The sequence below is a fragment of the Zemynaea arenosa genome, assembly GCF_004614185.1.
Lineage (GTDB): Bacteria > Pseudomonadota > Gammaproteobacteria > Burkholderiales > Burkholderiaceae_D > Telluria > Telluria arenosa.
This window is the reverse complement of the sequence record NZ_SPVF01000174.1, coordinates 1-13,208: the sequence shown is the minus strand read 5'-3', so window position 1 is coordinate 13,208 and position 13,208 is coordinate 1. Positions and strand designations below refer to the sequence as shown.

Annotated in this window: 8 protein-coding genes; 1 reads left to right on the top strand and 7 read right to left on the bottom strand. The window is 65.4% G+C overall.

The features are described 5' to 3' along the window. Window positions 1-69 precede the first annotated feature (69 nt). The 3 genes from E4L96_RS13875 to E4L96_RS13865 form a co-directional block, all read right to left on the bottom strand. Window positions 70-1,698, bottom strand: a complete 1,629-nt coding sequence (locus tag E4L96_RS13875) for an alpha-amylase family glycosyl hydrolase (RefSeq protein ID WP_135207817.1) — start codon at window positions 1,696-1,698, stop codon at window positions 70-72. Between the two features lie 11 nt (window positions 1,699-1,709). Beyond that, a complete protein-coding gene (locus tag E4L96_RS13870) occupies window positions 1,710-3,341 on the bottom strand; it encodes an alpha-D-glucose phosphate-specific phosphoglucomutase (RefSeq protein ID WP_135207816.1) in 1,632 nt (543 codons plus the stop codon). A 74-nt stretch (window positions 3,342-3,415) separates the two neighbouring features. Further along, entirely contained in the window at window positions 3,416-4,756 is a 1,341-nt protein-coding gene (locus E4L96_RS13865) for an MFS transporter (protein WP_229414476.1), read from the bottom strand. Window positions 4,757-4,920: 164 nt separating this feature from the next. On the opposite strand from E4L96_RS13865, the gene E4L96_RS13860 reads away from it, so the two are divergent. Next, a complete protein-coding gene (locus tag E4L96_RS13860; RefSeq protein WP_135207815.1) occupies window positions 4,921-6,192 on the top strand; it encodes an MFS transporter in 1,272 nt (423 codons plus the stop codon). Between the two features lie 200 nt (window positions 6,193-6,392). On the opposite strand, the gene E4L96_RS13855 is transcribed toward E4L96_RS13860, so the two are convergent. From E4L96_RS13855 to E4L96_RS13840, 4 genes are all read right to left on the bottom strand, one after another. Continuing rightward, complete coding sequence (locus E4L96_RS13855; RefSeq protein WP_135207814.1) at window positions 6,393-6,869, bottom strand: aspartate carbamoyltransferase; 477 nt, start codon at window positions 6,867-6,869, stop codon at window positions 6,393-6,395. Window positions 6,870-6,932: 63 nt separating this feature from the next. Then, complete coding sequence (locus E4L96_RS13850) at window positions 6,933-8,768, bottom strand: DEAD/DEAH box helicase (RefSeq protein WP_135207813.1); 1,836 nt, start codon at window positions 8,766-8,768, stop codon at window positions 6,933-6,935. 110 nt (window positions 8,769-8,878) lie between these two features. Then, window positions 8,879-10,387 (bottom strand): tryptophan halogenase family protein, encoded by a 1,509-nt coding sequence (locus E4L96_RS13845; protein ID WP_135207812.1) that lies wholly within the window; start codon window positions 10,385-10,387, stop codon window positions 8,879-8,881. Between the two features lie 100 nt (window positions 10,388-10,487). Continuing rightward, the coding region (locus E4L96_RS13840) for a TonB-dependent receptor (protein ID WP_135207811.1) at window positions 10,488-13,208 on the bottom strand (2,721 nt) is incomplete at its 5' end.

Below are 13,208 nucleotides of genomic sequence, written 5' to 3'. Positions count from 1 at the left end.
GCTCAATAACGCTGAACTCACTACGCGTCGCGCGTAAGGATACCTTATGTGACTGGCCGCAGCGACATCTCAGTCGGCCGCGATGAGGGTCACGCGGCCGCTGCGCGCGAAGCTCACCTGCCCTTTGCGCACGACCGCATGCTGGCCCGTGTAGCCATCGGTGACCCGGGTGCCGTCGGCGAACACGCCGCCGACGCTGATCTTCGCCCCCTTCGGTGCATCGAGCGCGATCACGACCTGGTCGCGCAGGCCGTCGCGGTCCAGCGTACGCTTGAAGGTGTAGGGCTGGTCCGCCAGCTTGGCATGCACGCCCGCGCCAATCGCAGGATGGTCGTGGCGGAAGCGCCCCAGCAGCGCAAAGTGCTGGCGCACTTCGCCGATGCGGTAGCCGTTGCGCTGCACGTTCTTCGCCAGCTCGTCCCAGTTCATGAACGAACGCAGCGTGGCGTCGCCCTGCGCACCCTCGATCTTCAGCAGGCGCGCCGTCTCATCGCCGTAGTAGATCTGCGCAGCGCCGGGTGCCAGCAGCAGCTTGGTGCCGGCTTCAAACGGCTTGGTGCGCAGCTGGTCGAACGGCCCGCCGTCGTCGTGGGAGCTGATGTAATTGAGGATGGAGTGGCCCTTGAGCGGGCCGTTGAGGATTGCCGAGTACTCCGAGAACAGCTGTTCATAGCTCTTCGCGGCATCGCCCTTCATCGCGAAGTTGATCATGCTGTCGAAGCCCGCGTCGTAGTAGTTGAAGCTCTTGTCGCCGAGGTTGAAGTCGAGGCCCATCTGTGGCGCGTAGCCGTAGGCCTCCGCCGTCATGTAGAACGGCTGGTCGCCCAGCTTTTCCTTAGGATTGGCGCGCTTCCAGTCTTCGTACGCCAGCGCCGCTTCCTTCTTCAGGGCGCGCCAAGCATCCGGCTCCACATGTTTGACGGTGTCGGCGCGGAAGCCATCGAAGCCGAACTTGCGCACGTAGTCCGTGTGCCACTTGACCAGATGGTAGCGCGGGGTGCGCGGGTAGCCGGTTCGCTTGAAGAATGCATCCAGGCTGGCCACTTCGCTGTCGTAGCGGCCTTCCTGCTTCCACTTCTCCACCAGCGGCGGCGGCAGCGCAACCTCGGTGGCGCTCTCGGTGCGCAGGTCCGGCAGGTTGGCCACCAGCGTGCACTCGATGGTGGTGGCCGCGGTCTTGAAGTCGCAGCGCGGCGCGGTGCGCACCCAGTCGGCGGGCCACACCGGATCCTGCGCGGTGACGGGGCCGATCTGGTTCATCACCACATCGAGCAGCACCCGCAGGCCGTGCTGGTGCGCCGTGGCGACCAGCTCGCGCAGGTCGGCCTCCGTGCCGAGCGCCGCGTCGACGGCCGTGAAGTCCTTGGCCCAATAGCCGTGGAAGCCGTAACTCTCGCCCGTTCCTTCGTCCGTGCTCGCGTGGATCTGCTCCACCGGCGGCGTGATCCACAGCGCATCCACGCCGAGGTCCTTGAAGTAGCCGGCACGGATCTTGGCCGTCACGCCCTTCAGGTCCCCGCCCATGAAGCCCCGCAGCGGCGCCGCCGAACCGCGGCCGTAGGCATGGTCGTTGGCCGTACTCGCATTGTTGAAGCGGTCCGTCAGCAGGAAGTAGACGGTCGCGTTGTCCCAGGTGAAGGGCGCGGCGCCGGCGGAACCGGCCAGGAGGAGCGAGGCTGCGAGTACGGATGGCTTCATGGAATCCTTGTTCAGGTGATGACGGTCGGCCGGTCGCGGCCTGTGCGGGCCTTGAACTCGGCCAGGTCGTAGGCCAGGATGATGAGCCCACCCAGCGCCTCCTGCGTCGGCAGGTCGTGGCGGGCGGGGTCGGGTTCGAACAGTTCGTGATAAACGCGGATGGTGGCGCCTTCGGTGCCAGTGCCGGACAGGCGGAAGATAATGCGCGCACCGTCGCGCATCACGATGCGGATCCCCTGCTGCGCCGACACGCTGTGGTCGACCGGGTCGTGGTATTCGAAATCGTCCGCCGTTTCGACCACGTGGCCGGCCAGCGACTGGTCGCGCAGGCCGGGCAGCTTGTGGCGCAGGTTGACCATCAGCGCATCGGCGGCGGCGCTGTCCACCGCCTCGTAGTCGTGGCGCGAATAGTAGTTGCGGCCGAAGCGCGCCCAGTGTTCGGACACGATCTCGTTCACCGATTTGCCGGTGGCGGCCAGGATATTGAGCCAGAAAAGGACCGCCCACAGCCCGTCCTTCTCGCGCACGTGGTTCGAGCCGGTGCCGTAGCTCTCTTCTCCGCACAGGGTGGCCATGTTCGCATCGAGCAGGTTGCCGAAGAACTTCCAGCCGGTGGGCGTTTCGAACATCGGGACGTTGAGTGCCTTGGCCACGCGGTCCGCCGCGGCGGACGTCGGCATCGAACGCGCGATGCCCGCGATGCCGCCCCGGTAGCCCGGCACCAGCTCCGCATTGGCGGCGATGATGGCCAGGCTGTCCGACGGCGTGACCGGCAGGTCGCGGCCGACGATCATGTTGCGGTCCCCGTCGCCATCCGACGCGGCGCCGAAGTCCGGCGCATCGGAACCGGACATCACCGCGATCAGTTCAGCGGCGTTGGCGGGGTTCGGGTCCGGGTGCAGGCCGCCGAAATCCTCCAGCGGCACCGCGTTGACGACCGTGCCCTCCGGTGCGCCCAGCATCCCTTCGATGATGCGCTTGGCGTACGGCCCGGAGACCGCGTGCATGCCGTCGAAGCGCATCCGGAAGCCGCGCTGGAACAGGGCGCGGATGGCGTCGAAGTCGAACAGGCGCTGCATCAGCTCCGCGTAGTCGGCCACCGGATCGAGCACTTCGATGGTGGTGCCTTCCAGCGTGTGGGTGCCGATGCTGTCGATGTCCACCGGGCCCGCGTCGCTGATGCGGTAGCCGTCGATGGTCTGCGTGTTGGCGTAGATCGCCTCGGTGATCTTTTCGGGTGCCGGGCCGCCGTTGGCGATGTTGTACTTGACCCCGAAGTCCCCATCGGGACCGCCCGGATTGTGGCTGGCCGATAGTACGATGCCGCCCAGTGCTTCGTACTTGCGGATCACGCAGCTCACGGCAGGGGTGGACATGATCCCGCCCTGCCCCACCAGCACGCGCGCGAAGCCGTGGGCGGCGGCCATGTGCAGGATGGTCTGCACGGCCGGGCGGTTGAAGTAGCGGCCATCGCCGCCGAGGACGAGGGTCTGGCCGGCGCCGCCGCCGATGGTGTTGAAGATCGCCTGGACGAAGGTTTCGAGATAGCCGGGCTGGCTGAACTGGGCCACTTTCTTGCGCAGGCCGGACGTGCCGGGACGCTGCCCGGCGAACGGCTGCACCGCAATGGTCTTGATGGTCATGTGCGCTCCACGATGTGTGTTTGACAGCGCATCAGGTTACGACAGCCGCGAAAATCGTGGCGCAGGCTCTGGCGCTACTCGTGGTCCGCCTTGTCGGCCACGAACAGGGTCAGGATGCCCGCCAGCGCCATCGACGCGCCGCCCAGCACCAGCGTATTGACCGTGTGCCCGCCGAGGAAATGCTTGGTCACGCCGCCCAGCAGCACGCCGCTGACGATCTGCGGAATCACGACGAAGAAATTGAAGAGGCCCATGTAGTAGCCCATGCGGCGCGCGGGCAGCGCCCCGGCCAGGATGGCATACGGCATGGTGAGGATCGAGGCCCAGGCGATGCCGACGCCGATCATCGGGACGATCAGCATCTCCTTGGTGGTGATCGTGAGGATCGAGGCCAGCGACAGCCCGCCGATGATCAGGCAGGTGGTGTGCACGATGCGGCGGCTGGTGTATTTGGCGAAGATGGGTAGGATGAAGGCGGCCAGCGCGGACACGCCGTTGTACACCGCGAACATGGTGCCGACCCAGTTGCCCGCGTCCTGGTAGGCCACCGACTGCGCATCGGTGGTGTGCCAGACCGTGTCCGCGATCGCGGTGCCGGTGTAGATCCACATCGCGAACAGCGCGATCCAGGTGAAGAACTGAACGAAGGCCAGCTGCACCATCGTCTTGGGCATGCGGCCGAAGCCACCGATGATCTCCGCGAACGCGTAGCCCATGCCGCGTGTCTGTTTGCGCTCGGCGCGGAACTGCTCCAGGTTCTCAGGCGGGGTTTCCTTGGCCGTGAGGACGGTCCACAGCACGGACAGCAGGAACACCGCGGCGCCGCTGTAGAAAGAGTAGCGCACGGTATCCGGGATGGTGCCGTTGACCGGCACGTTGGACACGCCGTAGTGCGAGAAGATCGACGGCAGCAGGGACGCGATCACCGCGCCGCAGCCGATGAAGAAGGTCTGCATCGCGAAGCCCGCGGTGCGCTGCGAGGCATCGAGCTTGTCGCCGACGAAGGCGCGGAACGGCTCCATCGACACGTTGATCGCGGCGTCCATCATCCACAGCACGGCCACCGCCATCCAGAGGGCGGCGGAATTCGGCATCAGGAACAGCGCGAGCGAAGCGAGGACGGCGCCGAGGAAGAAGAACGGACGGCGGCGGCCCCAGGTCGGGTGCCACGTGTTGTCACTGAGGTAGCCGATCACGGGCTGCACCAGCAGGCCGGTGACGGGGGCGGCGAGCCAGAACAGCGCCAGCTGGTCCGGGTTAGCGCCCAGTGTCGAGAAGATGCGGCTCGTGTTCGCATTTTGCAAGGCGAAGCCGAACTGGATGCCGAAGAAGCCGAAGCTCATGTTCCACAGCTGCCAGAACGACAGGCGTGGTTTGGTGGCCGCTGCGCGCGGCGTGGTCACCGTGGTGTCCATCTTGTCCCCGAATAGTTATCTGCGGCCCAGGCCGCCCTTGCATTTGTAGGAAAATAACACGCTGCTTTTGATGGTGTCAATCAAGATAACCATAGTAGAATCGGTTTGAGCACAGACTCATGTAGTCAAACAACACAGCCACGAACACGAGCCGGGGACCTCACATGCTGGACATGCAAAAGCGCCTGAGCAACACCTTCTACGCCATTATCAGCCTGCCGGCGACCGCGATGGGCTTTGCGCTGTCGATCCAGATTTCGGCGCTCTCCTGGCTCCTCTCGACCAAGTACGGGCTCGATATCCACGAGATCGGGATCGTGTGGGCGGCCGGGCCGACGGCCGGCATCCTCGGGCAGGTGATCATCGGGCTTATTTCGGACAAGGCCTGGTTCTGGGGCGGACGGCGGCGGCCCTTTGTGCTGATCGGCGGGACGCTGGCGGCGCTCTCCGTGTTCCTGCTGCCGCGGATCGACGAAGTGGCGTCGCTGCTGGGCGTGTCGAACCTGCTGGTGGTCGCGGTGATCGTGGCGCTGACGCTGGACCTGTCGATCAACATCAGCTTCAACCCCACCCGATCGATCATTGCGGACGTCACGCCGGACGGCATCCCGCGCACCAAGGGCTACACGTGGATGCAGACCATCTCCGGATTCTGGGGCGTGATGGCGTACCTGATCGGCGCCTTCATCGACAACTACGCCTTGATCACGGTGGGCGTGTTCATCGTCTTCCTGTTCTCGGTGGTGCCGATGTTCTTCGTGACCGAGGACCGCAACCTGGAGGTAAAGGCGGCGGAGGAAGCCGCGACGGTGACCGAATGGGGGCAGCTGATGCGCATCTATCTCGCGCACGGGTTCTCCTGGCTGGGCGTGCAGTCGATGTTCGTGTACATCATCGCCTTCATCCAGCAGCACGTGGTGGCGCCGGGGCCGGAGGCGGCGGCGCAATCGGGGCATGTGATTTCGATTTCGTTCGCCGTCATGAACACGGTCGGCTTCCTGCTGCCCGCGCTGGTGCTGGAACCGGTGGCCGAGCGGATCGGGCGCGTGAAGACCCAGATGCTGTGCATCGCGACGATGGCCGTGGCCTACTTCCTGATCGCCTTCTCCGCGCGCACGCCGGTGGCGCTGTATATGCTGATGGCCGTGGTGGGCGTGGGCTGGAGCGCGGTGGTGTCGCTGCCGTTTGCGATCATGAGCGAAAAGGTCGACCGCAGCCGCATGGGCTTCTTCATGGGGATCTTCAACCTGTCGGTGGTGCTGCCGCAGCTGCTGTCGACCGGCGTGGGCGGCATCCTGAAAAACGCCAGCGACTCCAGCATCCTCTTCCTGATCTGCGGTGGCTGCCTGACCATCTCCGCCATCCTGTGGGCCCTGGTGAAAGAGAAGACCATCCACGCCGTCCCGCAAGCCACGCTCCGCGCCACCTCCCACTAAGTTCCCCCCGCATGGCGCACCCCTGACCCCCATCAACCCCGGGGTCAGGCCTGCCTCCCTAGAGGGGGTCAGGCCCCAAGCACTTATCCACAGACTATCCACAGCTTTTTCACTCTATGTTGCTGCCGTGAGGCAAGTCGGGGCCTGACCCCGGCTGGGAGGGCGGAGGCCTGACCCCGGTTGAGGCAAATCAAAGGGGGTTAGTGGTGGCCGGAGACGGCGTCGTGGCCGTGGTCGGAGAGCTGGGCATCGACCCAGCGGTGGACGGCGGCAATCACCTGTGGGTCGCGGGAGCGGTAGGTGACCTGGCCGCCGTTCGGAAGATCGACGTAGCGAATCTCAAGTTTGGCGCCGGCGGCGCGCATCTCGCGCAGGCCGGGCATGTCGGCTCCATGCAGCATCTCGGGCATGGCGTAATCGCCACGGCTCATGCGGGTCGACACTTCGCGCAGGTGGGCCTGGATCAGGGCGCGCTGGGGTTCATCATCGGCACGCTTGGTCACGACCTGCTGTACGGCGCCGTCGGCGGTCTTGGTGAAGATGTGGGTGGTGGCGGCCAGCGAGAAGGGCATCACCATGACGCCGCGCGCCGCCACTTCGTCCTGCCGGGATTGGGCGAGGACGGTGGCGGGGAGCAGCAGGACGAGCAGCCAGGCAGCAGTCTTCAGCGTATGCATGATGGGCACCTTTCTTGAGAAGGAAGGTGCCCACGTTAGCATAGCGGCAGCCGCCGCACAGGCTTAGTCCTCGCCGTCGGCGGGCTTGCGCTTCTTTTTCGGGGCCTTGTTGCCGCCCTTGGGCGCGAGATCGGGCGCCTCGTCGGCGCGCGTGATGCGCAGCTGCTGGTTGGCGACCCACACCTTCTTCAGGTGCTGCATCACGTCCGGCGGCATGTCGGCGGGCAGGGACAAGAAACTGTGGTCGTATTCGATCTCGATACGGCCAATGAACTTGGCATCCAGCCCGGTTTCGTTGGCGATCGCGCCGACGATGTTGCCGGGCTTGACGCCGTGCGCGTGACCGACCTCGATCCGGAAAGTCTCCATGCCTTCGGCGTCCACCCGCGGGCCGCGCGGGCGGGCCTCGCGCTCGGGGCGGTCGCCCCTTAAGGCGCGCGGATCGCGGTCGCGGAAGTCGGAGCGCGTCGGGCGGGCCTCGCGGTCGCCCTGCGCATCACGTGCGCCCCGGTCGCGCGGATCGCGCTCGCGATAGTCCCCATTCCGTTCGCCCTCGCCCTTCGGGGCCTTCTTGGCTTCGCGGTCCGGCTTCTCGAGCAGGAACGGCTCGTCCCCGCGCGCGATCTTCGCCAGCGCCGCGGCGATCTCCACGGCCGGGACGTTCTTTTCGCGCTCGTACTCTTCGATCAGCGTGCGGAATACGTCCAGCCCTTCCGCCGCCAGGGCTTCGGTGATCTGGTCCTTGAACTTCGCAATGCGTGCATCGTTGATGGTCTTGATGGTCGGCAGCGACATCGGCTCGACCTTGCTGCGCGTGGCCCGCTCGATCGCGCGCAGCAGTCCATTCTCGCGCGGCGTCACGAACAGGATCGCCTCCCCGCTGCGCCCGGCCCGCCCGGTGCGGCCGATGCGGTGGGTGTAGCTCTCCGGGTCCGACGGCACGTCGTAGTTCACCACGTGCGAAATGCGCTCCACATCCAGCCCGCGCGCGGCGACGTCGGTCGCCACCAGGATGTCGATCTTGCCGTCCTTGAGCTGCCCGATGGTGCGCTCGCGCTGCGGCTGCGCCATGTCGCCGTTGATGGCCGCCGCCGCGAACCCGCGCGCCTGCAGTTTGGACGCCAGCTCCTCCGTCCCCAGCTTGGTGCGCGAGAAGATGATCATGCCGTCGAACGGCTCGGCCTCGAGGATCCGCGTCAGCGCATCCAGCTTGTGCATGCCGGAGACCAGCCAGAAACGCTGGCGGATGTTGTCCGCGGTCCCGGTCTTCGCCGCAACCGTCACCTCGGCCGGCTCGCGCAGGTAGTTGCGGGTGATGCGCTTGATCGGCGGCGGCATGGTGGCCGAGAACAGCGCGGTCTGGCGCGTTTCCGGCATCTGCTGCAGGATGCGCTCCACGTCGTCGATGAAGCCCATGCGCAGCATTTCGTCCGCTTCATCCAGCACGAGAGTCTTCAGCTGCGACAGGTCGAGTGATCCCTTCTCGATATGGTCGATGATGCGCCCCGGCGTGCCCACCACGACATGGACCCCGCGCCGCAGCGATGCCAGCTGCGGCCCGTAGCTCTGGCCACCGTACACCGGCAGCACGTGAAAGCGCGGCATATGCGCGGCGTAGCTCTGGAAGGCCTCGGCCACCTGGATCGCCAGCTCGCGCGTGGGCGCCAGCACCAGCGCCTGCGGGGCGGTCTGCTTGACGTCGATGCGCGCGAGGATGGGCAGCGCGAAGGCGGCCGTCTTGCCGGTGCCGGTCTGCGCCTGGCCCAGCACATCGCGGTTCTCCAGCAGCAGCGGGATGGTCTGGGCCTGGATCGGCGACGGAACTTCGTAGCCGACCTCCTTCAAGGCTTTCAGGAGCGGTGCGGGGAGGCCAAGGTCGGCAAAAGTGGTGTCTTGCATGGGGGAGTTCGGGTCTCGCTAAGTAAACAGCTGGAAAGGGCGAGAGTGTACTCCTTTGCAAACGAAAACGGCGCAGCAGATGCCGCGCCGCTCACGAATCCGCCGCCAGCTCAGCGTTTCGGGGCCATGCAGTGCTTGGCCACATAGGCCGCGTGGTCCGGTATCACCTCCACGCACTTGCCGATCACGTCGCGCACACTCTCGAGGTATTCGTGGATGTCGCCCTCGGACTGCACATCCACCAGCGGATGGTAGCCCTCGATGGGGGCGTTCTGCCCCTCCAGCACCTGGATCCAGCCGACTTCCGAGAACAGCTCGTTGTCGATGCGGACCACGCGCCCGTGCGCGCGGTACAGGTCCAGCTTGTGCTTGAGGGTCTCGGGAATCTCCATCGCCGCGCAGGCCTTCCAGAACTCGGAATCGGTGCGCTGGTTCAGGTGATAGTGCAGGATGATGAAGTCGCGAATGCGCTCGTACTCGAACTGGGACTGGCGGTTGTACTCGGCGATATCCACCTCGTTGAAGCCGCGGTCCGGGAAGAAGTCGATCAGGCGCTGGATCGCGGACTGGATCAGGTGGATCGAGGTCGACTCGATCGGTTCCAGGAAGCCCGATGCCAGGCCGACCGCCACGACGTTGCGGTTCCACGCCTGCTTGCGCCGCCCGGTGGTGAACTTGATCAGGCGCGGGTCGGCCAGCGGTTTGCCATCGAGGTTGGCCAGCAGCACGGAGGCCGCTTCGTCCTCGCTGATGTACTTTGAGCAGAACACGTGCCCGTTGCCGATCCGGTGCTGCAGCGGGATGCGCCACTGCCACCCGGCCTTGTGCGAGGTCGCGCGCGTGTACGGCGTCAGCGGGGTCACCGATTCACACGGCACGGCCAGTGCGCGGTCGCTCGGCAGCCAATGCGACCAGTCCTCGAACCCGGTCTTGAGCGTCTGCTCGATCAGCAGCCCGCGGAAGCCCGAGCAGTCGATAAAGAGATCGCCCGCGATGCGCGTGCCGTTCTCCAGCACCACCGCCTCCACATAGCCATCGCCCTCGCGCTGCTGCACCTGGACGATCTTGCCCTCGGTGCGCACCACGCCCCGCTGTTCACACAGCTTGCGCAAATAGCGCGCATACAGGCTTGCGTCGAAGTGGTAGGCATACACGATGTCGCCCAGCGGCGAATTGCGCACTTCGAAATTGGGCGGCATGAACTTGTTGGCCTTGGCCGCCATGCGCGTGATCGAATACTGCTCCAGCGGCGCGGCCTTGCCCAACTGGCGCATCTTTTGCCAGTACTGGTCGAACGGCACGGTGGCGAGGTCCTGCCCCAGGCGCCCGAAGCCGTGCATGTAGCGGTCACCCTGCCGGCCCCAGTTGACGAATTCCACGCCCAGCTTGAATGTGCCCATGGTCTCGCGCATGAATTCGTTCTCGTCGATGCCGACCACGGTATTGAACCGCTGGATCATCGGGATGGTGGCCTCGCCCACGCCCACGATGCCGATATCGTCCGATTCCACCACGCGGATGTTGTAGCGTCCATTGAGGATGGTGGCCAGCGCCGCGGCGCTCATCCAGCCGGCGGTGCCGCCGCCGACGATCACGATGTCCTTGATTGCCTGTTGCATGTGCATTCCTGAATTGCTGGTGAACTTCCCGACCTTGAAAAAAACCCCTGAGGCCGAAGCCATCAGGGGTTCATTGTAGTGCCTGTGAGGCTACAAATTCTTAGAACTTGTAGTTCACGCCGAACTGGTAGGTACGGCCGTAGACCACCTTGTTGGTGACCGAATCCGGGGACTCGGTGAACTCCTGGTACGGTGCGTTGTTCCAGTTGTTGGCCTGCGCATACACCGACACACCCTTCAGCCAGCCGGACTGGAACTCATACGACATTTGATAGTCGATGATGGTCTCGCCCTTGATGAAGGTGAGCTGCTGGTTGTCCTGGAAGTCCGACACCTGGCCCAGGAAGTCCGAACGCTTGCGCGCTGCGGCGGCAAACTGGAAGCCGTACTTCTCGTAGTACACGCGGGCGTTGGTCACGCGCTTGGACAGGCCCGGCAGCGGGATTTCCTGCTTCGGCGAGTTGATGTTGGCGAAACCGAAGGCCGGCAGCTCGATGCTCGAAGTGGTGTCCGAATGGTTCACCATCACGCCGAAACCGTCCAGGTACTCGCTGACCATCGAGAACGGCACGTTGACCGCGAGCTCGAAGCCGTGGATGCTGCCGCCCTGGCCGTTGGTCGGCTGGGTGAACAGACCCTGGGTCGAACCCTTGTATGGGCCGCTGGTCGGCAGCGGCGTGGTCGGGGTCACGAACGGACCGAAGTCGTAGTTGCGCGGCGCCCGCAGGATGTAGGTGTCCAGCTTCTTGTAGAAGCCGGCCAGGCTCACATAGCCCTTGTTGCCGAAGTACTTCTCATACGACAGGTCGAAGGCCTTGGCGCGGAACGGCTTCAGGTGCGGATTGCCGCCGGAACCGGTCAGGATCGGGAACGGGCCGTTGGTGTTGACCGAGAAGTTGTTCGAGGCACGCAGGTCGTCCAGGTTGGCGCGCGACAGGACCTTGGCCACGCCGACGCGCAGCACCTGTTCGTTGCTCAGGTCGAACGACACGTTAGCGCTCGGCAGCACGTCCCAGTAGCTTTCGCTCTCGGACACAGCCTTGCCCGGGCAAGTCTCCGGGGTGTTGCCGGTGCAGCGGGCCAGATCGACGGTGAAGCCGCGACCGGTCTGCTTGGTGTGCACCGCCTGCATGCCCACGTTGCCGCGGTAGCTCAGGCCGCCCAGCTGGCCGTCAAGGTCACCCATGAAGTACAGGGTGTTGACCTTCTCGCTCACGCCCCAGTACTTGTTCAGGATGTCGGCGTCGACCTTCTTGGCCAGTTCGTAGACCGAACCCAGCGACCCCTGCGGATTCCAGGACACCACTGGCAGGCCGGTGGTGCCGGCGATGGCGGTGTCGCCACCCGGCACGGCGGCGGTGCCGTACGGGTCGCCGCCCTTAATCACCAGGCGGCCTTCGTCGCCGGTGCGCTCCTTGTCGCGCTTGGTCATGTTGTAGCCGAACTGCGCATTGGCGATCGGACCCCATTCAACCGCCTTCTTGGCGGCCAGGCGCAGCGCCTTGACGGAGTCATCGATGTGCGGCAGGGCCACGTAGCCGGCCTGCGGCGAGGAGGCGCCACCGGACCAGCCGTTCACATCGGTCAGCTTGGCCACGTTGCGGTCCGAATAGTTCAGGCCGGTCTTGTAGACGACGTCGGTGAAGTTGCTGCCGTTGAAGCCGCTCCAGGTGATGGTGTCCAGGGTGGTCGCGTTGCCCGGCAGGCCGGCCGTGGTTTCATAGCGCGAGCTTTGCTTGGTCGCCTTGGACCAGGTCAGGTCGGCGCTGGTGGTCCAGTCGTCGAGCTTCCACTCGTTGTTCCAGCCGACCGTCTTCAGGTCGTCGTCCGCGCCTTCGATGTGGTTGCGCACCACGGCCTTGTAGTTGGTCAGGGTACCGGCGGTCGCGACGCCGTTGACCACGGTCACGTTCTGCAGCACGCCAGCCGGGTCGTAAGCACCGTTGGTGTCGCCGCCGATCGCACCTTCCAGGCCGGTCTTCTTCAGGCTGGTCGAGCCGGACGAGTAGAACACGTCCACGGTCGACTTGAAATTCTTGTTCGGACGGAACTGCAGCGAGGCGAACGCGCCGTCGCGCTCGTAGCGGCCCTGCTCGGTGTCCGCGGTAAAGCCGCCCGGCAGCTTGACGTCCTGGCCGTTGTACTTCAGGGTCGGCGCCCAGCCGCCCCACGAGTTGAACTTCGGCTGTGCGCCGCCGGTTTCCTTGTAGCTGGTCAGGCCGACCGCCACGCCGATGGTGCGGTTGGCGAACTGGTCGATGTAGGAGAACGAATAGCGGTGGCCATCGCCTTCCGCGGCGCCGGAGCGCACGCCCAGACGGCTCTTCTTGACGTTGGCGGCGATCACGCGCTTGCCAAAGTCCAGCGGCTGCACGGTGTGCAGGTCGATGGTGGAGGCCAGGCCCTGGCCGACGACGGTCGCGTCCGGGGTCTTGTAGATGGTGATGGAACCCATCAGTTCGGCCGGGAACAGGTCGAACTCGGGGCTGCGGGCGTTGCCGGTGGAGGCCATCTCGCGGCCGTTCAGCAGGGTGCCGTTGAAGCTCGGCGACAGGCCGCGCACCGAGATGTCGGAGGCCTTGCCCGAATCGCGCGAACGCTGGGCGGTGACACCCGGCAGGCGGGAGATCGATTCCGCAACGGACGCGTCCGGCAGCTTGCCGATGTCTTCCGCCGAGATCGCTTCCACGATGGAGTTGGAATTCTTCTTGATCGAGATCGCCGCTTCGATACCGCGGCGGATACCGGTCACGACCACGCTGTTCGGCGTATTGGCGCCGTTGGCGTTACCGACCGCGGCGCTGGCGGCGGTGTTCTGGCC

Excerpts from the sequence above, each read along its gene's own strand:
- E4L96_RS13875 (WP_135207817.1), bottom strand. The coding sequence starts at position 1,698 with ATGAAGCCATCCGTACTCGCAGCCTCGCTCCTCCTGGCCGGTTCCGCC.
- E4L96_RS13870 (WP_135207816.1), bottom strand. The coding sequence starts at position 3,341 with ATGACCATCAAGACCATTGCGGTGCAGCCGTTCGCCGGGCAGCGTCCC.
- E4L96_RS13865 (WP_229414476.1), bottom strand. The coding sequence starts at position 4,756 with ATGGACACCACGGTGACCACGCCGCGCGCAGCGGCCACCAAACCACGC.
- E4L96_RS13860 (WP_135207815.1), top strand. The coding sequence starts at position 4,921 with ATGCTGGACATGCAAAAGCGCCTGAGCAACACCTTCTACGCCATTATC.
- E4L96_RS13855 (WP_135207814.1), bottom strand. The coding sequence starts at position 6,869 with ATGCATACGCTGAAGACTGCTGCCTGGCTGCTCGTCCTGCTGCTCCCC.
- E4L96_RS13850 (WP_135207813.1), bottom strand. The coding sequence starts at position 8,768 with ATGCAAGACACCACTTTTGCCGACCTTGGCCTCCCCGCACCGCTCCTG.
- E4L96_RS13845 (WP_135207812.1), bottom strand. The coding sequence starts at position 10,387 with ATGCAACAGGCAATCAAGGACATCGTGATCGTCGGCGGCGGCACCGCC.